We start from the raw sequence: 20,118 nt of genomic DNA, 5'->3' as shown, positions 1-20,118 counted from the left end.
CGATAACAGATAACTTATACTTAACTATGTTGCTGATGAGTAACATGGCGTTCCAAGGTAGCTCAATGGTGGAGCAACCGGCTGTTAACCGGTAGGCTGTGGGTTCGAGCCCCACCCTTGGAGCCAATTTTCTGTTTACGCCGGAGTGGCGGAATTGGCAGACGCCCAGGACTTAAAATCCTGTGCCCGTTTCGGGCGTACCGGTTCGACCCCGGTCTCCGGCACCAAACAGGTAAATTAGCAACACAACTTAATAGATATCGCGGGGTGGAGCAGTTGGTAGCTCGTCGGGCTCATAACCCGGAGGCCGCAGGTTCAAGTCCTGTCCCCGCAACCAAGAAAGTACCAGATGCGACAGCATCTGTTTTTTATTTTAGATTCGGGGAGAGTGCTTGAACCTGCGAGCAGGTGAAAAGTCCTGCGGATTTTGCGCAGCTTTAGCTGCAGGGTGATTTTTCAGTTAGCCGCAATGCAAAATGCGACAGCGTAGCCGCCGTAAAAGGAAAAGAGAAATCAAAGAGCGGCGAAGGAACGACGACCGAAGGGAGTAAGAGTTGTCCCCGCAACCAAGAAAGTACCAGATGCGACAGCATCTGTTTTTTTGTCCTTGAAATGCGAACATATGTTCGATATAATGTAAACACAGAGAGGTGACATTAATGCTTGTATTTCATGTGGATGTAAATAGTGCCTATTTGAGTTGGACGGCCGCAGATCTGATAGAAAAAGGATATGGTATGGATATAAGAAATATGCCTGCGGTGATTTCCGGAAATCCGGAAAACCGCCACGGGATAATACTTGCAAAATCCATTGCGGCAAAGAAATTCGGCATCAAAACAGGAGAAAGTTTATTTGAAGCAAAACAAAAATGTCCTGAGCTTAAGGTGTTTGCACCAGATTATGATTTATATCTTTCGTGCAGTGAAGCCATGTATGAAATGCTTTATGAATATACACCATTGATTCAGAGATACAGCATCGATGAATGCTTTTGCGATATGACAGCATGCAAAAAAGCAATGGGAAATCCCATTGCGGCGGCCTACGAAATAAAGGAACGCATAAAAAAGGAATTAGGATTTACCGTTAATATCGGTATCGGAGAAAATAAGCTGTGTGCAAAGATGGCAGGAGAATTGAAAAAGCCCGATTTGATTCACACCATGTGGAAATACGAGATACCGAAAAAACTGTGGCCACTTCCTGCAAGAGAATTATTTATGGTGGGGAGAGCAACTGAAAAAAAGTTGCAAAAATTCAATATAAATACCATTGGAGATATTGCAAAGGCGTCGCCAGTATGGCTTAAGACGGTGCTTAAGAGCCATGGGCTTTTAATACATAACTATGCCAATGGCGTCGATAATGAACCGGTAACAGTAAACGAAGAAATACAGCGAAAAGGATTAGGCAACGGACTGACATATTCCTACGATCTCTTGACAAGAGAGGAAATTGATACAGAGTTGTTGGCTTTGTGCGAAAGGGTAGGAGAAAGGCTACGCAGATACGGAAAAGTCGCAGGACTTGTAAGGGTGCATATAAGAAGCAGCAATCTTAACGGATACAGTCATCAGATAAAATTAACAGGCACCATAGAAACAACAGATGAAATCTATGTAATTGCAAAACAGCTTATTGATGAAATGTGGAAAGGAGAACCGGTGAGGGCCATGAGTGTATCGTTATCAGATTTGTATGGTCATAATCAGGTGCAACTATCCATGTTTGACAGTAAAAACAAAGAGAGAAACGAAAAGCTGGATAAGGTGGTGGATGAAATTAGGAAACTTTTCGGAGATGGCAGTATATTCAGAGGCAGATTTGCAAATACTGAAATTTCACCAATCCAAGGTGGCGTTAATGACGGAGATTATATTATGATGGGAGGCTTCAAGCAGTGAAAATAGTATCAAAACCGATAAAAACCATAGCTGTGTTTGAGTATGATGACGGGACACCTATGCCGTATAAGTTTAAAATAATGGAAGATTCGGAGGAAGAGATTACAGTACAGGTGAATAAAATATTTGGACATGAAAGAAAACGCATTGCAGGTATCGAAAGTATTATATATAAATGCCAGAGTGTTTTTGGCAATATAGAAAGGATATATGAACTGAAATATATGGTTTCGGAATGTCGATGGGTGTTATATAAAATATGAAAATGTACAATAAACAGAATTGTAAAAAAATTTAAAATATTTTTGCAAAACCCATTGACTTTGAAAGATGAGATGCTATAATTAAGACAAGAACAGAGGAAGAGTAGAAAAAGAAGGGAGCGAGTAAGACTCCTGAAAAAAGAAAAAGCGGAAGACAGAGAGAAAGAAAGGGAGTGAGTCCACCAGAAATGTCAAATGAAGTGAAGAGATAACACCGACTGGAAGTTGCGTAAAGAAGCAAAAGAAGGTCGGTGTTTTTATGTGCAAAAAAAGATGCCATGAAGGGCATCTTTTCGCAATTATTTAAGTTCAAGTACCACCGGACAGTGGTCGCTTCCCATAACATCAGTTAAAATTTTTGCATCGGACAATCGACTTTCCAGTTCTTCGGAAGCTAGGAAATAGTCTATGCGCCATCCTGCGTTGTTTTTTCTCGCATTGAAGCGATAACTCCACCAGGAATATACACCTTCCAGATCAGGATAAAAATATCTAAAGGTATCTATAAATCCGGAAGCCTTTAGTTGTCGAAATTTCTCTCTTTCTTCATCAGAAAAACCGGCGTTTTTTCTATTGGTTTTCGGATTTTTAAGATCAATTTCTTCGGCCGCCACATTCATATCACCGCATACTATAACCGGCTTGCTTTTTCGCAACTGTGACAGATAATCTCTTACATCATATTCCCATTGCATTCGATAAGCCAGTCTTTTAAGCTGATCCTGAGAATTTGGCACATAAAAATTAACGAGATAAAAATCGTTGAATTCAGCGGTGACAGCTCTGCCTTCGTGATCATGTATATCAATGCCGATACCATAGGAAACGGACAGAGGTTTTTCCTTTGTTAAGGTGAGAGTACCGGAGTACCCTTTCTTTTCGGCACTGCACCAGAACTGATGGTAACCAGGTGTTTCGATGATCTCCTGTCCTTCCTGCATCTTAGTTTCTTGTAAGCAGAGTATATCAGCGTCTGCGGATGCAAGGAAGTCCATAAATCCTTTCTTTATACAAGCCCTAAGGCCGTTTACATTCCATGAAATAAGTTTCATCTGTTCCTCCATGTAGGGTGTTATATATCTTAGAAATAGAGTATAACAAAAAAGTCGCGTCAGTGCATTACTATATGATATAATCATTAGGCGAGACTTAAAACTTGTAACAGGAGGATAACAGTAGATATGGCTGATTTTAATATGCAGGCAATCGAATGCCCAATATGCAAAACCGAGCAGACAACAAAAATATGGGAATGTGTAGATGTAACTGCCAATGAAAAGCGAAAGGAAAAGCTATTGGCAGATGAAATTTTTGTTTTCAAATGCGCCAAGTGCGGTCATACAGTACCACTGGTGTATAATTGCCTTTATGTGGATGACGATGCCAGACTGATGATATGGATGTTGCCGGAAGCAACGGAAAAAGAACTGGCAGAAATGTCAGAACAGATGAATGCAATAAAGAAAAAAGACGAGAATGGTAAACCATATACTCTTAGAGTTGTTTCAAATCCCAATGAACTTAAGGAAAAGGTCATCATAAAAGATGCGGGACTTGATGATTGCATGGCGGAGTTGATGAAGATGGTATATCTTTCTCAAATACCGGCAATTACCGGCGATGAAAAACTGGCAGAGGAAGGAATTAGTGAAATGTATCTTAATCTGACAGAGGACGGTGGATATTGCTTTACTATTTTCTTTGAAAGCGACAGAGAACTGATAATCGGTGCCGATAGGGAAGTATATGATAAACTAGTTGATGATTTTGGTAAGCTTGTTGAAGAAAATATGGATGAAGGTTTTGCCAGAATAGATTTTGAGTGGGCAAAGAACATGTTTGTATTGAAAAATGAGGAACAGGCTAAAAGTCAAAAAGTCGAGGAAAAGGGTTCTGAACAATAAATAAAAACTGCTTGACTTTGAACTGTTCCAATGGTATCATAACTCTTGCAGTAATTGTTGCTGCGAGCGTGGCGGTGTAGCTCAGCTGGCTAGAGCGTTCGGTTCATACCCGAAAGGTCGGAGGTTCGATTCCTCTCGCCGCTACCATTTTATTTGAGGGCGCTTAGCTCAGCTGGGAGAGCATCTGCCTTACAAGCAGGAGGTCATAGGTTCGAGCCCTATAGCGCCCACCATAAATAAATATGCGGTCCGGTAGTTCAGTTGGTTAGAATGCCAGCCTGTCACGCTGGAGGTCGTCGGTTCGAACCCGATCCGGATCGCCAATTTATTTTTATCCTGTTGAAAAATATGTGGAACTATGATATGGTGGGAGTAGTCAAGTGGTTAAGACAACGGATTGTGGCTCCGTCATGCGTGGGTTCGAATCCCACCTTTCACCCCATTTATTTTTTTCAAAAGGGGTAGTTAAATACAGATGTTGGGGTATCGCCAAGCGGTAAGGCAACGGATTCTGATTCCGTCATGCGCAGGTTCGAATCCTGCTACCCTAGCCAATCTGGCGACATAGCCAAGTGGTAAGGCAGAGGTCTGCAAAACCTTTATTCCCCAGTTCAAATCTGGGTGTCGCCTCCATAAAAAGAGAGAGTTACTGAATAGTGACTCTCTTTTTTCGTTTTATTTGATGTTAACCCGCAGTTCAAACTTCAGGCGCGGCTTCGCCTTCTGCCAGAACCTTTTCATATTCTGCGAAGATGGCATCTTTTATTCTGCCGCGGGTCTCCGATGTGAGAGGATGAGCGATGTCTCTGAAATCTCCTTCTGCAACTTTTCGGCTCGGCATTGCTATGAATGGTCCGTTTTGCCCGTCAATGATTTTGATATCATGAACCACAAACTCATCATCAAAGGTAATGGAGGCTACGGCTTTCATTTTGCCGTCACTGTTAATCCTGCGAATCCTTACATCTGTTATATTCATTTGTACCGCCCTTTCTTACTAGTATAACAATCGATATGTATAACTTAATTATATACTTTTAAGAGCGATAAAACAATTTAAATATTCTCAAAAATTTGAAAATTCGGAGTAACTTCGATGAGGCCTGTACTTTCGTCCACATCTCCCAAATAAACTAGCGGGCGATAACCTGAAATTTTCTTTGTTTTTGGTGTGATGGAAGCTATTCCAACGCCTATGCCCACAACTGTTACATCAAGTTCTGATAAAAGTTCGCCTATGCCCTTTATGCTGCCTCCTGCTCTCATAAAGTCATCTATGATTATAGCCCTTGATCCCGGTTTTACAGCTTTTTTGGAAATGGACATTTTTTGCATTTTTTCAGCTGCCGCCGAAAAATAGTTTATGCTGATGGTTGGTCCTTCGGAAATTCGAGGCTCGCGCCTTACTACTACAGTAGGCAAATTTAAAAGTCTTGCGGTCATAAGTGCCAAAGGGATTCCTTTGGTTTCAATCGTTACAACGCAGTTGGCATCGGTGTTAAAAAAGAGTCCTGCAAATACTCTTGCCATATCAGTGGAAAATGAGGGATCAAACATTATGTCTGAAGTATAAAGAAAGCCGCCTCCAAGCATTCTGTTTTTATCATTAAGGGCATTGCACAGTCGATTTTGTATATCGAGGGCGGACTTTTCATCTGCAAAAGGTAGATATCTTACTCCGCCTCCTGGACCGGAAACGGTTATAAGTTTGCCATGTCCATGGGCTTCAAGGCTACGTCTGACAACGGATATATCTTCGCTTACTGTGGAACGGGCGGTGCCGAATATATCACAAAAATATGAAAGCCCGAAAACCTTTCCTGGTGCATCGGATACAATCTTTGAAATGAGAGCTGTTCTCTCGGATCTTTTCATGGTAATTTCCTCCTGTTTTCTATGGTGTCATTTTACCAAAAACTTTGAATTCACTCCACAAAAGGATGCGGTTTTATGATATAATCTTTGTGCATTATTACAGGGGAGGATGAGTATGATAGATTTAAAAAACGCGAAAAGGATTCATTGCATTGGAATCGGCGGCATAGGGCTTTCCGCCATCGCGGATATACTCATAGCCAAGGGTTATGAAGTTTCCGGCTCCGATATGAACAAAGGTGAAAATGTCGAAAAACTTATCAGAGACGGAGCAAAAATATATATAGGACACAGCGCCGAAAATGTAGAAGGTGCTGATCTGGTTATTTATTCAGCGGCCATCGGAGAAGATAATCCGGAGCTTGCAAGAGCCCATGAGTTGGGAATAAAGACAGTAACGAGAGCTGAGATGCTGGGGCGGTTAATGGAACAGAGTCATACCAGCATTGCCATTGCCGGTACCCACGGCAAGACAACGACCACATCTATGATTTCTCTTATACTGAAAAACGCAGATGTGGATCCTACGTTGCTGGTTGGAGGTAATCTTCACGAGCTTGAGGGAAATGTTAGAGTAGGTCATGGAGATTATTTTGTTACAGAGGCTTGCGAGTATATGGACAGCTTCCTTTCTCTGAGACCTAAAGTGGAAATTATTTTGAATATAGATTCAGATCATCTGGACTATTTCAGGGATATTGAACATATATCCGAAAGCTTCCAGAAGTTTGCAAGGCTTGTCCCTGAAGATGGTATGATTATCGCCTACAGCGCAAATCCGTTTGTGAGCAGAGCTGTAAAGGGACTTGATAATGTTATCACCTTCGGCCTGGAAGAAAGCTGTGATTATGCGGCGATAAATATTGAGTTTGACCATGGCGGACTTCCTACATATGAGCTTTACAAACATGGTGAGCAGATTGGAACTATTCATTTGAGCATTCCAGGGGAACACAACATATTGAATTCCCTTGCGGCAATTGCCTGTGCAGATATGCTTGGCATTGAGTCTGCAGTTACTAAAAAGACTTTAGCTGAGTTCAAAGGTACAGAGAGAAGATTTGATATATTGGGCACAACTGCTAAAGGTGCAAAGGTAGTAGACGACTACGCTCATCATCCGACGGAAATAAGAGCTACACTTTCTGCAGCTCATAATATTCCTCACAAAAAGATGTGGGTACTTTTCCAGCCTCATACATATACAAGAACTATTGCTCTCTTTGACGAGTTTGCGGCTTCCTTCGGAGAAGCGGATTGCGTGGTTTTGGTGGAAATTTATGCGGCTAGAGAGAAAAACATTCATAAGATAAGTTCAAGTTCACTGGTGCCGGCGATAAAGAAACACTTCCCAGATAAGGAAGTGCGTTACTTCCCGACCTTTGAGGAAATTGCCGAATTTGTCAATGAAAACAGCGAAGAAGGCGATTTAATAATCACAATGGGAGCTGGAGATGTTTATAAAATCGGCGAAATGCTGATTGAGAAAGGTGAAGAGTAAAATGATGGAACTTACTGAACAGAAAAAACTGGAAATAAATAAAAGACACGAAGCCAACGGGGTTCGCTTTATGGATATAAATACCGCTTATATCGACGAAAATGTCAAAATCGGAAGCGGTACATGCATATATCCGTCGGTGATTATCGAAGGGGACAGTCAGATAGGAGAAAACTGTGTTGTAGGTATGTGCACCCGTATTGAAAACAGTGTAATCGGTGACGGTACGCAGATACAAAATTCGGTGATTATCGAAAGCAAAGTGGGAAATGACACTAAAGTAGGGCCTTTTGCATATATGAGACCAGGCAGCAATGTGGGAAATAACTGCAAGGTCGGAGACTTTGTGGAAATTAAGAATTCCAACTTTGGAAACGGTAGCAAGGTTTCTCATCTGACATACATAGGTGATGCAGATGTTGGAGAAGAAGTAAACCTAGGCTGCGGAGTGGTGTTCGTAAATTACGACGGCACAAACAAATACAGATCTACTGTAAAGGACGGAGCGTTTATCGGATGCAATTCAAATCTGGTATCTCCAGTGACTGTGGAAGAAGGAGCGTATGTGGCGGCAGGAAGTACGGTAACCACTGATGTGCCGTCAGAAGCTCTTTATGTGGCCAGAAGCAAAGGCCGCGTTATAGAAGGATGGGTTAAAAAGAGAGGTCTTATTAAGGGCCGTAGAAAATAAGGAGGAACAGATGAAAAACATAGCTTTTCCGGATTTCAAACTTTTTTCCGGCAATTCCCATAGAGAACTGGCTGAAGAAATTGCCAAAATCATGGGAAAACCGCTGAGCAAAGCGGAAGTAAAAAAATTCAGCGACGGCGAAATATCCGTTTCCATAGGAGAATCCGTCAGAGGATTTGACTGCTTTATTATTCAGTCAACCTGCGACCCTGTAAATGACAATCTTATGGAAGTTCTTATAATGATGGACGCTCTTAAGAGAGCATCTGCAGGTAGAATCAATGTGGTTATACCATACTACGGATACGCAAGACAGGACAGAAAGGCAAAGGCAAGAGATCCAATTACAGCAAAGCTGGTGGCCGATCTTTTGGAAGCTGCAGGCGCTGACAGGGTTATAACCATGGATCTTCATGCAGCTCAGATTCAGGGATATTTCGACATTCCTGTTGACCATCTTTTAGGTATGCCTATCCTGGTGGAGTACTACACTAAAAACCATCTGGATGATTTGGTAATCGTTTCTCCTGACCACGGTTCCGTTACAAGGGCCAGAAAAATGGCAGAGCCTCTCAATGCTCCTATTGCCATTATCGATAAGAGAAGACCGGAACCTAATAAGAGCGAGATAATGAATATCATCGGAGATATAGAAGGTAAAAACTGCATCGTTGTTGACGACATGATTGATACTGCAGGAACAATCTGCAATGCAGGTAAGGCTCTGATGGACCTTGGGGCAAAGAGCGTAAGAGCTTGTGCAACTCATGCGGTTCTTTCGGGACCAGCAATTGAAAGATTGGAAGAATCTCCTTTCTGTGAAGTTGTGCTCCTCAATACGATTCCGCTTAATAAGAATGTTAGCGACAAATTTAAGACTCTTTCCGTTGCTGCTCTCTTTGCGGAAACTTTAGAGAGAATTCATGACAGCAAGCCTATCAGCGAACTGTTTAAATAGGAGTTAAATATGTACGTTATAGTCGGGCTTGGAAATCCAGGCAGAAAATATGAGAACACGAGACACAATATCGGGTTCATCACTATTGACTATCTGGCCGATGAGCTGGGCATAAAAGTAAATAAACTTAAACATAAGGCTTTGGTCGGAGAGGGACGCATCTCCGGCCAAAAAGTTCTTTTGGTAAAGCCTCAGACATTTATGAATCTTAGTGGGCAGTCGGTCAGAGAAATAGTTGCCTATTACAAGACGGAGCTTTCTCAGCTTATTGTTATATATGATGATATCGATATAGAAAAAGGATCGGTTAGAATCAGAAAGAAGGGCAGTGCCGGAACACATAACGGAATGAAGTCCATAATATACGACTTAGGTGAAGATTCATTTCCGAGGGTGAGGATAGGCATAGGAGCCAGTGGCGGAGCACCTTTGGTTGATCATGTTATAGGCAATTTCACAAAAGAAGAAGTACCGCTGATGGAAAAGGCGGTACAGAGAGCTGCGAAAGGAGTAATTTCCATAGTCGAGGACGGAATCGACATGGCGATGAACAAATATAATGGCAGTGATTGAGATAACAGGAATATCTGACAGCAGGAGCGCTGCTGTCAGCGGAAAACTAATTGAAGATAGAAAAGGACAGACACTGATTGTGGTTCCCAATGCCAACAGAGCTAAGGACCTAGCGTCTGACCTTTCTTTTTTCGTGTCAAAAAACATATATATGATGGATCAGGAAGACGACACCCTGACCTTTTACGATGCAAAGAACAGAGATCAGATGATGACAAGGCTTAAAGCTATGAGGGCTGCCATTACAGATGAGGATTGTGTCATCATCGCCCCTGCTTTTACCTCCATAAAAAAACTACCTCCAGCAATGGTGTTTTCCAAAAGTGCAGTGACAATAAAGGTGGGAGATGAACTTGAGCCTGAAACGGTGGTAAAAAGCCTTGTAAAAATGGGATATGAACGAGTTGCTATGGTTTACGGCAGCGGACAGTTTGCATTAAGAGGCAGTATTCTCGATATTTTCACCCCATATGATGATGATCCTCTCAGAATCGAATTCTTTGATATAGAAGTGGATTCCATGAGATATTTTGATGTTGATACGCAAAGATCCGTAGAAAAAGTGAAGTGGGCTGATATTTTCCCTGCTATTGCGTTGATAGATGAGGAGGACTCCTTCGATAGGGCTAAAAAGGTATTTGAAAAAAGATATGCTTCCATACCGGCGAGAAAAGAAGAATTGATTGACGAGTTGGATTCCATGGATAATATGCAGCAGATGGAATTTTATATGGACTGTTTTTATGAAAATCCTGTAAATATTGCTGGATATATGAAAAATCCTCTTTTGATAATCGACGACCCTGTTAGAATACAGGAGGCCATGGATGTAAGGACACTGGAATATAACGGGGATTTTAGAGAATTTCTCAAAGGAGAAAAGGTAGTAAAAGAAGATTTTGAGAACATGGCGGGAAAAGATGACTACCTACGCCTAGTAAATGGCATCGATGGTGCTGTTTTGCTTATGCCTTATGCAAGAAACCTTGAAGGCATCACGGACATAGGTTCAATTCAAGATCCCGATATAAAGGAAGTCCTCGATTTTAACGGCAGGCTAGATGTGTTTGCTAGAGAAATAAAAAGATATATCAAAAACGGATTTAAGATTTCCCTGGTGTGTTCAACAGATGAGCGAAAGGCTAGCATAGAGGATTTCCTTTCTAGAGAAGGCATTGCGAAAAATGTAAGTCTAAGAACTGGTGAGCTTAGTCGCGGTATGGAATTTGCAAGGGATAGGCAGGTTATCATAACCGACAGGGATATATTTGGAAATAGGAAGGCTTCAAGACGCAGAGTAAGAAAATCAAGAAATGCTCAGCCGATTAAAGCATTTACTGAAATAAAGCCCGGTGATTTTGTAGTACATGAAAATCATGGCGTAGGAAAATTTTTAGGCATTAAGCAGCTTGAAATAGCTGGAATAAAAAAGGATTATATCCATATAAAATATGCAGGAGACGACGCTCTCTATGTTCCTGTAGAAAATATGGATATGGTTCAGAAATATGTAGGCTCGGAGTCAATAACTCCTAAAATCTACAGGCTGTCTGGAACCGAATGGAAAAAGACAAAGGCGAGAGCCAAGGAAGCTATTGCTGAAATGGCAAGGGAGCTTATTGAAATGTCTGCGGCAAGAAAAGCAGAGCCTGGACATATGTTTGGTCCCGATACGGTATGGCAGAAGGAATTTGAGGATGATTTTCCATATGAGGAAACAGATGATCAGCTCAGGTGCATAGAGGAAATTAAAAGGGATATGGAAAAGCCTGAGGCCATGGATAGGCTGCTGTGCGGTGATGTGGGCTACGGTAAGACAGAGGTTGCTGCAAGGGCCATGTTCAAATGTGCTGCTGAAGGAAAGCAGGTGGCTGTACTGGTACCTACAACTATTCTTGCAAATCAGCATTACAATACATTAAAGCAGCGTTTTGAAAAATTCCCATTTAAGGTGGAAATGCTGTCCAGATTCAGAAGTGCCTCAAGGCAGGAAGAAATAATAAAAGAGCTCAAAGCAGGGCAAATCGATATCATAATAGGCACTCATAGACTTCTTTCGGAGGATGTCCGCTTTAAGGACCTTGGATTATTGGTTGTGGATGAGGAGCAGAGGTTTGGTGTTGCTCACAAGGAAAGGATAAAGCAACTTAAAAAGAATGTGGATGTACTGACACTGTCGGCTACTCCAATTCCAAGGACGCTGCATATGTCTCTTACGGGGATAAAGAATATGAGCGTTATCGAGGAACCTCCCCGTGAGAGGATTCCGGTACAGACCTATGTTACCGAAGAAAACGACCATATTATAAGGGAAGCCATTGAAAGAGAAGTGGGCAGAGGCGGTCAGGTGTTTGTGGTGTTTAACAGGGTTAAAGGAATACAGCGCTTGGCAAAGAAGATACAGGAGCTTGTGCCTGATAAAAAAATCATAGTGGGACACGGTCAGATGAATGAAACTCAGCTTGAGGATGTGATGATGAGTTTTGTAAACGGCGAAGCTGACGTGCTGATAGCCACAACGATTATAGAGTCCGGCATAGACATACCAAATGCTAATACGGAGATAATAATAGATGCTGACAGATTTGGACTTTCCCAGCTATATCAGTTAAGGGGCAGAGTAGGGCGTTCCACAAGGCTTGCCTATGCTTATCTGATGTATAAAAGGGGAAAGGTATTAAATGAAGCGGCGGAAAAGAGACTTCGTGCTATCAAGGAATTTACGGAGTTTGGAGCAGGCTTTAAGGTGGCAATGCGAGATCTGGAAATAAGAGGAGCGGGCAATATCCTCGGCACTCAGCAGCATGGCCACATGATAGATGTAGGATATGAGCTTTACTGTAGGCTCGTGGATGAAGCAGTGGCTGCTTTGAAGGGAAGCATCATAAAGGATGAAAGAGAAGAAATAACCATCGACATCAAAGTGCCTGCATATATTCCGGATGTATACATTTCAGACGAGATGACAAAGCTTAACGTTTATAAGCAGATTGCTTCTGTTGAAAATCAGTCGGAGGCTGCAGAACTCAAAGAGGAACTTGAAGACAGGTTTGGCGCTGCACCTGATGAGGTGCTTAATCTGATACAGGTATCTGTGATAAAATCTTTGGCAGAACTTTTGGATATAAAGAAAATCCAGGAAAGAGAAGAGCGGCTTATATTTACATATGCTGCAAAGGGAACAAAGCCATTGGTTATCTATAAGAGATCCGGAATACCTGTGCTAGAGGATGTAGCGGAATTTCTTTCAGCCATGGGTAGAAAAGTTACAGAAATGTAATTTTTCTATTGACTTGAAACTTTTATAGGAGTAATATACTTATGCTGACTGAAAACAGTGGTTTTCAGAGGATAAACAGATAAGTCAATTAAGGTCTTCGGTGCTGCTTAATTGCCGCCGGGGGCTTTTTATTTGCCTGTTTTATTGAAAAATCCACAATCATCATGTAAAATATTTCGGGTGAAAAATATGTTATTTAAAGAAATTACTATACTTGATGAAAATTTTAATATAAAGGAAAATATGTATGTCGGCGTCCGCGGAGACAGAATTGTCTATGTTTCGAACCAAATGCCAGAGGAAGATTTTGGCGAGGTTCGCAACGGAAAAGGCAGGCTTCTGATGCCAGGCTTTGTTAACGGTCATGCCCATGCACCTATGGGGCTTATGAGGGGTTACGGAGAAAACATGGCACTTCAGGATTGGCTGTTTAAAAAAATCTTTCCCTTTGAGGATAAGCTGACATCTGAAGGTGTATATTATGCTACTCTGCTTTCCATGGCAGAATGCATGCGCTTTGGGATAGTGTCCACTTCGGAGATGTATTATTTTATGGATGAAATGGCCGCTGCGGTTACGGAAAGCGGAATGAAAAGCAATTTAAGCAGATCCATTTCTCATTTCGATGACAGCGATTTTATGAGCTCCTATCGTGCAAAGGAAATGATAGAAGCCTATGAAAAATACAATGGGGCAGCAGAGGGCAGAATTATAATAGATATGAGTCTGCACTCGGAATACACTTCTACACCGGAAAGTGCAAGGCAGCTGGCTGAATACACTAAAAGCATCGGTGCTAGGATGCAGGTGCATGTGTCTGAAACAAAAAAAGAACATGAAGAATGTAAAGAAAAATACAATATGACTCCGGTTAAATACCTAAACAGCCTCGGAATATTTGACACTCCTTCAACAGCAGCACATTGTGTGTGGATTGAGGAGGATGATAGAGATATTCTTAAAGAAAAAGGAGTCAGCATATGCGTAAATCCGATTAGTAACCTGAAATTGGCCAGCGGCATATGTGACATTCCTAAGCTTTTGGATAAAGGGATAAACATTACCATAGGAACCGACAGTGCAGCAAGCAATAACTGCTTGGATTTTATGGAAGAAATCAAGATGTTTGCGCTGCTACCTAAACTGGTTACGGGAGATCCTACGGTTATTACACCGAAGCAGGCATTGATGGCAGCTACTGTAAACGGTGCAATGGCACAGGGCAGAACGGACTGCGGCTGTATCAAAGAAGGTAACAAAGCGGATTTGATTATGCTTAATACGGATGTTCCGTGGATGCATCCAAAGCACGATTTGCTAGGAAATATCGTATATGCGGCAAGGGGGTCGGATGTTGTTATGACCATGGTAGACGGCCGCGTGCTTTATGAAAACGGAGTATACAAAACTTTAGATATAGAAAAGGTAATATACGAAACTGAGAAAGCGACAAAGGAGATATTGGCTGAAATATGAATAAACAGTCTTTGATAAAGGGAGCTACGGTTCTGGCGGCAGCGGGAATCGTGGTAAAGATACTGGGAGCAGTTTTCAGACTGCCTCTGGTCAACTGGATAGGCGATACGGGCATGGCCAACTATGGTCCGGCCTATTATATCTATGCATTTTTGGTGATACTGGCAACTTCAGGTCTTCCGGTTGCGATATCAAAGATGGTTTCTGAAAGTATAGCTGTCGGAAATTACTATCAGGCCCATAGAGTGTTCACCCTGTCATCGAGATTGATGTTTGGTATGGGGCTTACATTCTTCCTGATACTTTTCATATTTGCACCGCAGATAGCAGCACTTATGAGCAATCCTGATTCGGCGCCTGCCATGAGGATGATAGCACCTTCCCTTTTGCTAGTGCCGATAATGGCTGCATACAGGGGATATTTTCAGGGAATGCAGAACATGAAACCTACGGCGGTATCTCAGATTGTTGAGCAGTTCTTTAGAGTGGTAATCGGACTTGGAGCTGCATACATATTGTTCTTCGTTGTAGGTGACGGAGTATTCGGAGGATATGACAAGTATGCAGGAGGAGCTGCCGGTGCAAATCTGGGAGCTACTGCAGGAAGCTTGGGCGGCCTTCTGATGATCCTTTTTATATATATGCTTGCAAGAAAGGGAATCCTTTCAAAAGTAAGAAGAACAGCTTCCATGGGTAGCGACTCCAACGGCAGAATCATGAGAGACATATTAGTTATTGCTGTGCCTATTACCATAGGGGCTGCGATAATGCCAATTTCAAACCTAATTGACTCTGCGCTGGTAATGAATAGATTGACAGACGGAGCAGGCTTTTCTCAGGAAATGGCAAAGGAACTTTACGGTCAGCTCAGCGGTTTTGTGGGTTCTCTAATCAATTTCCCGCAGCTTTTAACTCAGGCTGTAGCTGTTTCTATTGTGCCGATTATAGCGGCGGCTTATCAGACTAAAAATAGGGAAAACCTTAACAACAATGTATCCTTGGGTATAAGAATGTCCGTTATAATAGGATTCCCTTGTGCCTTTGGCCTTATGGTTTTAGCAGAACCTATACTGCTGCTGCTTTATCCTAATCAGGTGGAAAGTGCTTCAAACGCAGCTTCTATACTGATGATAAATGCCTTTGGTGTGCTGTTCCTTTCCACTACTCAGACGGTAACCGGAATACTGCAGGGTGTTGGTAAGCAGATGGTGCCAGTTAAAAATCTGCTGATAGGTATGGTGGTTAAAATACTGCTGACATGGATACTTGTGGGAATGCCATCAATAAATGTCAATGGTGCTGCCATAGGTACGGTAGTTTCATATATAATAGCAGTGACATTGAACCTCAGAGCGGTTAAGAAATATACAGGAACTAAGCTTGATGCAGGACTTACATTCGTTAAGCCGTTTATAGCATCAGCGCTGATGGGAGCTGTTGTTTTCGGAGCATATAAGCTATTTATGGGAATTACAGGTCATAACAGCATTGCTACACTGCTCGGTGTCGGTGTCGGCGTTGTAGTTTATGTAATAATGATTTTTGTGACAAAGGCTATCAGAAAAGAAGAGCTGGCAATGCTTCCTAAAGGAGATAAGCTGGTAAGGATAGTAGGAAAGTTTGTTAAATAGTAAAACGGAAAGATAAGAAGATGAAAGAAAAGGCAACCACAAGAGAAGAGGCGATAGCAAGACTTTGCGATATAGTGGCTCTTCTGAGAAAGGAATGTCCATGGGACAGGGTACAGACTCATGAAAGTCTTAAGACATGTATGATCGAGGAAGCCTATGAAGTTTGCGATGCTATAGACAGGCAGGATTATGACAATCTCAGAGAGGAATTGGGAGATGTAATGCTGCAGGTGATTTTTCACAGTGCTCTGGAAGAAGAGAAGGGAACGTTTGATATTACAGATGTAATAAACGACGAATGTGAAAAAATGATACGCAGACATCCACACATTTTTGCAGAAGAAAATACAAAAAGTGTTGACAAAGTACTGGAAAAATGGGAAAATATCAAGCGTAGTGAGCATGGGAGCATGTCCTATACCGATGAGTTGAGGCATGTGCCTAAGGGAATGCCGGCTCTTATGCGCAGCTACAAAGTACAGAAGAAGGCTGCAAATGCAGGCTTTGACTGGGATGATGTAAGCGGTGCCATAGATAAACTCCATGAGGAAACAGGTGAGTTTGCTCAGGCATACGCAGAAGGCAATCCCGAACATATAAGAGAAGAACTGGGTGATGTCCTGTTCTCCGTTGTGAACATAGCCAGATTTTTAAAGATTGATCCTGAAGCTGCGCTTCATGAAACCAGTGAAAAGTTCATCAGAAGATTTGCTGAAATGGAGCAGACGGCAACAGATAGAAATCAAAATCTTAAAGATATGAGTCTTGAAGAGATGGATAAAATCTGGGAAGAAGTTAAAAGAAGTGAATAACAGTTAATATGTATACAACTGTTATACATAAACGCGTATATAAGGAGGAAGAAATATCATGAACAAAGCAGAACTGATTGCAGTAGTAGCAGAAAAAACAGGATTTACTAAGAAGGACGCTGAAGCGGCAGTAAACGCAACTATGGCTTCCATCGAAGAATCTCTCGTAAAGGGTGAAAGAGTTCAGCTGATCGGCTTCGGTACTTTCGAAGTTCGTCAGAGAAAAGCAAGAACTGGCAGAAACCCAAGAAAGCCTGGCGAAACTATCCAGATTGCAGCTTCTAAGGCTCCTGTATTCAAGGCCGGAAAAGCTCTTAAGGATTCCGTAAACAAATAGGAATAAAATGCTTTGGGGAGCGGCGAAGGCTGCTCCCTTTATTATTTAAAATTTATTTTGGGAGATAATAATGAGAATAGATAAATATCTTAAAAACTCTAGACTTATAAAAAGAAGGTCGGTGGCAAAAGAAGCCTGTGACAGCGGTAAAGTATCAGTTAACGGCAAGGTAGCAAAGGCTGGTACAGAAGTTGTCGAAGGGGATACGATAAGAATTGAGTTTGGGACAAAGATAATAACAGTAAGAGTTCTGGATACAAAGGATTCTCAAAGAAAAGAGGACGCCGGAACAATGTATGAAGTGATTGAAAATCAGTAAGAGCAGCATCTGTGTCGATGCTGCTCTTACTGTTTAAACAATCTATTGTGGAAGTTGGTTATTTCGCAAAATATCGGCTAACGGGAAGTATACATATTCCAATTATTATAGCGATGGATGAAGCTATTATAAATAACGACAGGCCAGAAATAAACGAAACTAACATGGCAGACAGGAACTGTCCTGTAAACATGGCCATTGTGCACAGACTGGCGTTGATACCTTTCTTTTCCGGAGCGCTTTTGCTGACAACAAGACTGTTAAACAGTGGAGTAGAAAGTCCGAAACCAAGGCCCATAAATACAACGGCGATAGCCAGAATAATTTTTGCCGGTGAAATAAAATACAATATATATGCAAGAGCATAGCATATAAAGGCGATGGTAAGGCATCCTTGGGCTTTAATCTTAGCGACAATCTTAGGCATAAAGCCTGCAGCTAAAACTGCGATTAAATCTAAAACAGCCAGATAATATCCTGTAAAGGAAGGAGAGTAGCCAAGGTTGTTTTGCAGATATATAGGCAGAGAAACCATCGCAGTGAAGAACATCAGCATTCCTAAAAAAGCTATAAGCAGTACTAAAGCAAGAGGTACGCCTTTTGCATTGGTTTGATTATTATTGTCATCGTTATTTTCTGAAATAGGCCCTATAGCAGGGATAAATATTAGAATCATAAGTAGGGCAAGGAAGCCTAAAGCATATATGAAAAATGGAGTCTTCCAAGTGAAATCCGCCAGAAAGCCTGCAACGCCCAAGAAAACGACGCCGCCAAATTCCATGGACATGCCCTGTATAGCTAAAATTTTAAGCTGCATTTCTCCTTGGAAGAATCCTGCAATCAGCGTTACTCCCGAACTCATGATGGTTGCCGTTGCGGCACCTAAAAGAAATCGATCGATAAATAAAAGTACAGCATTAGGCATAAAGGCGCCTAAAACTCCCGTTAAACCGTAAAAAAACAGTCCTGCTACGCCAACCTTGTAAGGCCCGACCTTATCAATAAGTTTTCCAAAGAAGATAGAAGTAACAACAACTCCTAAGGCAGGGGCGGTTACGAGCCATGAAGCAAAATTGCCAAGTCCAAATACTTTTCCAAGCTCAGGTAGAGCCGGAGTTATGGCATTTCCAACCATTACAGTAAGACTGCTCATAAACATTATTGCGACTATACCCGCTTTACCTATATCCTTTTTCATAGTGTTCATAGATATCTGTCACCTCCGAATAAAAAAGGGAAACACCTTTTTAAGATGTTTCCCGATTTAGCCGTTCAGATTTTATATGAGAAAAGAAATGAAAGCACCTTAAAATAAGGTTTGTCTTTCTTCTCTCATCCAGACTTCACTGTTGGCTTCGTGATTTAAACGAATTAGCTTTCGCTCGCGGGCTATACCGCCAGTAGAGTAAATGACTCATTCTAGAAGAAATCCGATTCCGTATTTATTTGTTATAAACAGGATAACAAACCGCGGTACGGCTGTCAACCGATTGCATTGATGTGCAGATTAGAAAATAGGTTTCATTGGGATTTTGAGAATGACCCTATTCCAGATAAACGGTATTGTAATAGTTTGTACCACCAGCATAAGAGCTGCTTCTGCAAGTCGTGTAGGTACCAGTGCCCAGAAACCCTGTCCCATCATAATGTACAGCCAGAGGGTGTTTAAAACTACCGTGATGCTGCATAAAACGGTAAGGGCTGCAAGAAAAGCACGCTTTGTAGTCACTTCACGATTGTGCAGTATTAGTCCGTAAAGGACGCCTGTGATAAAAGCTGATAGCGTAAATCCCGGGAAATACATTCCGGAAGGAAAGATCAACATCCCGAGGACATCGCCGATGGCATAACATATGCCGGCCTTAATAGGGCCAAACATTATAGCGGTTACAGCTACAGGCAGGAATCCGAAACCGATTCTTGCTATAGGAAGCTGTATCGACAGGAACCTCGTAAATACGATCTCAAGAGCAATAAGAAACGCCATCACTATCAGCTGATATGTCAGATTAGCTTTCTTCATAAAAAAACTCCTTTCGACGATAGAGTGTTCCTACACTGCTAGAAAAGAGCCTGTTTCTCATATTCATAAGTGTAGTAGCGGACGCAATATTGTATCGTAAGCCGGATTGCTTTTCGTCCACAGGCAACATCCCATCCCATGGCACTTGACGCACAATATTTACTCTACGCAACTAAAGACTATCACAGAATATATTGGCAGTCAATGAAACCGTTGATTATGGATGTAAAACTTTTTTAAATATCCTATTGACATGGTATGTGTCATTTAGTATACTGACAAAGCTGTCGTTAAGGCAGCTTAACAGAAGAAATTGGAAGTCAAAAAGACTTCGAAAAAGAAATAAATATTTCTTGACAAGGCAATTTGATTCTGTTAAACTAATAAAGTTCGCTGAAGCGGACAGAACCTAAAAAACTTCATAGTATAAAGAACAAGTCAAAGATAAGAAACAGACTATGCCAGTAAGGTAATAGAGGTTTCTGACAATTTCTAAGAGACTCAAAACAATAATTCGGGCTAAGAAATAAAAGCCTGGCGTAACTTGAGCAAGATATAAACTTTCTAA

General features: G+C 41.7%; 18 protein-coding genes, 9 tRNA genes and 2 riboswitches. Of the genes, 22 read left to right on the top strand and 5 right to left on the bottom strand.

Going from position 1 to position 20,118, the window contains the following annotated elements; translation table 11 throughout:
- Window positions 1-51 precede the first annotated feature (51 nt).
- The 5 genes from INF20_RS05770 to INF20_RS05750 all read left to right on the top strand — a co-directional run bounded on the left by INF20_RS05770 (window position 52) and on the right by INF20_RS05750 (window position 2,170).
- Window positions 52-126: transfer RNA gene (locus INF20_RS05770), tRNA-Asn, on the top strand.
- Between the two features lie 13 nt (window positions 127-139).
- Window positions 140-227, top strand: a tRNA-Leu gene (locus INF20_RS05765).
- 34 nt (window positions 228-261) lie between these two features.
- Window positions 262-337, top strand: a tRNA-Met gene (locus INF20_RS05760).
- 322 nt (window positions 338-659) lie between these two features.
- Window positions 660-1,907 (top strand): DNA polymerase Y family protein, encoded by a 1,248-nt coding sequence (locus INF20_RS05755; RefSeq protein WP_226385424.1) that lies wholly within the window; start codon window positions 660-662, stop codon window positions 1,905-1,907.
- Window positions 1,904-2,170, top strand: coding sequence for a hypothetical protein (locus INF20_RS05750; protein WP_226385423.1), 267 nt, complete (start codon window positions 1,904-1,906; stop codon window positions 2,168-2,170). Before INF20_RS05755 ends, INF20_RS05750 begins: the two co-directional genes overlap by 4 nt.
- 299 nt (window positions 2,171-2,469) lie before the next feature.
- On the opposite strand, the gene INF20_RS05745 is transcribed toward INF20_RS05750, so the two are convergent.
- Window positions 2,470-3,222, bottom strand: a complete 753-nt coding sequence (locus tag INF20_RS05745; protein ID WP_226385422.1) for an exodeoxyribonuclease III — start codon at window positions 3,220-3,222, stop codon at window positions 2,470-2,472.
- A 129-nt stretch (window positions 3,223-3,351) separates the two neighbouring features.
- On the opposite strand from INF20_RS05745, the gene INF20_RS05740 reads away from it, so the two are divergent.
- From INF20_RS05740 to INF20_RS05710, 7 genes are all read left to right on the top strand, one after another.
- Window positions 3,352-4,074, top strand: coding sequence for a CpXC domain-containing protein (locus INF20_RS05740; protein WP_226385421.1), 723 nt, complete (start codon window positions 3,352-3,354; stop codon window positions 4,072-4,074).
- A gap of 70 nt (window positions 4,075-4,144) precedes the next feature.
- Window positions 4,145-4,221 (top strand) — tRNA-Met (locus tag INF20_RS05735).
- A gap of 10 nt (window positions 4,222-4,231) precedes the next feature.
- Window positions 4,232-4,307, top strand: a tRNA-Val gene (locus tag INF20_RS05730).
- Between the two features lie 13 nt (window positions 4,308-4,320).
- Window positions 4,321-4,397 (top strand) — tRNA-Asp (locus tag INF20_RS05725).
- A 43-nt stretch (window positions 4,398-4,440) separates the two neighbouring features.
- Window positions 4,441-4,516, top strand: a tRNA-His gene (locus tag INF20_RS05720).
- Window positions 4,517-4,553: 37 nt separating this feature from the next.
- Window positions 4,554-4,628: transfer RNA gene (locus INF20_RS05715), tRNA-Gln, on the top strand.
- A 4-nt stretch (window positions 4,629-4,632) separates the two neighbouring features.
- Window positions 4,633-4,707, top strand: a tRNA-Cys gene (locus INF20_RS05710).
- Between the two features lie 64 nt (window positions 4,708-4,771).
- Here the strand turns inward: INF20_RS05710 and spoVG are convergent.
- The gene (gene spoVG / locus INF20_RS05705; RefSeq protein ID WP_226385420.1) at window positions 4,772-5,053 is read right to left on the bottom strand and encodes a septation regulator SpoVG; all 282 of its coding nucleotides are present in this window, start codon (window positions 5,051-5,053) and stop codon (window positions 4,772-4,774) included.
- A 77-nt stretch (window positions 5,054-5,130) separates the two neighbouring features.
- On the bottom strand, window positions 5,131-5,949 hold the full coding sequence (gene purR, locus INF20_RS05700) for a pur operon repressor (RefSeq protein ID WP_226385419.1): 819 nt from the start codon (window positions 5,947-5,949) through the stop codon (window positions 5,131-5,133).
- 109 nt (window positions 5,950-6,058) lie between these two features.
- Here purR and murC point away from each other — a divergent pair, with 109 nt between their 5' ends.
- The 10 genes from murC to INF20_RS05650 all read left to right on the top strand — a co-directional run bounded on the left by murC (window position 6,059) and on the right by INF20_RS05650 (window position 17,527).
- Window positions 6,059-7,450: a UDP-N-acetylmuramate--L-alanine ligase gene (murC, locus tag INF20_RS05695; RefSeq protein WP_449757711.1), complete on the top strand. Its 1,392-nt coding sequence runs from the start codon at window positions 6,059-6,061 to the stop codon at window positions 7,448-7,450.
- 1 nt (window position 7,451) lies between these two features.
- Entirely contained in the window at window positions 7,452-8,141 is a 690-nt protein-coding gene (locus INF20_RS05690; RefSeq protein WP_226385417.1) for a UDP-N-acetylglucosamine diphosphorylase, read from the top strand.
- 10 nt (window positions 8,142-8,151) lie between these two features.
- Window positions 8,152-9,099, top strand: coding sequence for a ribose-phosphate diphosphokinase (locus tag INF20_RS05685; protein WP_226385416.1), 948 nt, complete (start codon window positions 8,152-8,154; stop codon window positions 9,097-9,099).
- A gap of 9 nt (window positions 9,100-9,108) precedes the next feature.
- Window positions 9,109-9,672: an aminoacyl-tRNA hydrolase gene (gene pth / locus INF20_RS05680; protein ID WP_226385415.1), complete on the top strand. Its 564-nt coding sequence runs from the start codon at window positions 9,109-9,111 to the stop codon at window positions 9,670-9,672.
- Window positions 9,659-12,952: a transcription-repair coupling factor gene (gene mfd / locus INF20_RS05675; protein WP_226385414.1), complete on the top strand. Its 3,294-nt coding sequence runs from the start codon at window positions 9,659-9,661 to the stop codon at window positions 12,950-12,952. Before pth ends, mfd begins: the two co-directional genes overlap by 14 nt.
- A gap of 189 nt (window positions 12,953-13,141) precedes the next feature.
- Complete coding sequence (locus INF20_RS05670) at window positions 13,142-14,428, top strand: amidohydrolase (RefSeq protein ID WP_226385413.1); 1,287 nt, start codon at window positions 13,142-13,144, stop codon at window positions 14,426-14,428.
- Entirely contained in the window at window positions 14,425-16,059 is a 1,635-nt protein-coding gene (locus tag INF20_RS05665) for a putative polysaccharide biosynthesis protein (protein ID WP_226385412.1), read from the top strand. The genes INF20_RS05670 and INF20_RS05665 overlap by 4 nt, the downstream gene beginning before the upstream one ends.
- 20 nt (window positions 16,060-16,079) lie before the next feature.
- Window positions 16,080-16,871 carry a nucleoside triphosphate pyrophosphohydrolase gene (gene mazG, locus INF20_RS05660; RefSeq protein WP_226385411.1) on the top strand — a complete coding sequence of 264 codons (792 nt, stop codon included), beginning with the start codon at window positions 16,080-16,082 and terminating at the stop codon, window positions 16,869-16,871.
- Window positions 16,872-16,929: 58 nt separating this feature from the next.
- On the top strand, window positions 16,930-17,208 hold the full coding sequence (locus INF20_RS05655; protein ID WP_226385410.1) for an HU family DNA-binding protein: 279 nt from the start codon (window positions 16,930-16,932) through the stop codon (window positions 17,206-17,208).
- A gap of 70 nt (window positions 17,209-17,278) precedes the next feature.
- Window positions 17,279-17,527: an RNA-binding S4 domain-containing protein gene (locus tag INF20_RS05650; protein ID WP_226385409.1), complete on the top strand. Its 249-nt coding sequence runs from the start codon at window positions 17,279-17,281 to the stop codon at window positions 17,525-17,527.
- A gap of 58 nt (window positions 17,528-17,585) precedes the next feature.
- Here INF20_RS05650 and INF20_RS05645 read toward each other — a convergent pair whose 3' ends face one another.
- Entirely contained in the window at window positions 17,586-18,734 is a 1,149-nt protein-coding gene (locus INF20_RS05645; protein WP_226385408.1) for an MFS transporter, read from the bottom strand.
- 113 nt (window positions 18,735-18,847) lie between these two features.
- Window positions 18,848-18,959: riboswitch (FMN riboswitch) on the bottom strand.
- A 75-nt stretch (window positions 18,960-19,034) separates the two neighbouring features.
- Entirely contained in the window at window positions 19,035-19,550 is a 516-nt protein-coding gene (locus INF20_RS05640; protein ID WP_226385407.1) for a folate family ECF transporter S component, read from the bottom strand.
- Window positions 19,551-19,623: 73 nt separating this feature from the next.
- Window positions 19,624-19,719: riboswitch (THF riboswitch) on the bottom strand.
- Window positions 19,720-20,118 lie beyond the last annotated feature (399 nt).

The organism is Gallibacter intestinalis, assembly GCF_014982745.1.
GTDB classification, from domain to species: domain Bacteria; phylum Bacillota; class Clostridia; order Peptostreptococcales; family Anaerovoracaceae; genus Gallibacter; species Gallibacter intestinalis.
The sequence above is the reverse complement of the archived record's forward strand: the minus strand, read 5'-3'. Positions and strand labels throughout refer to the sequence as shown.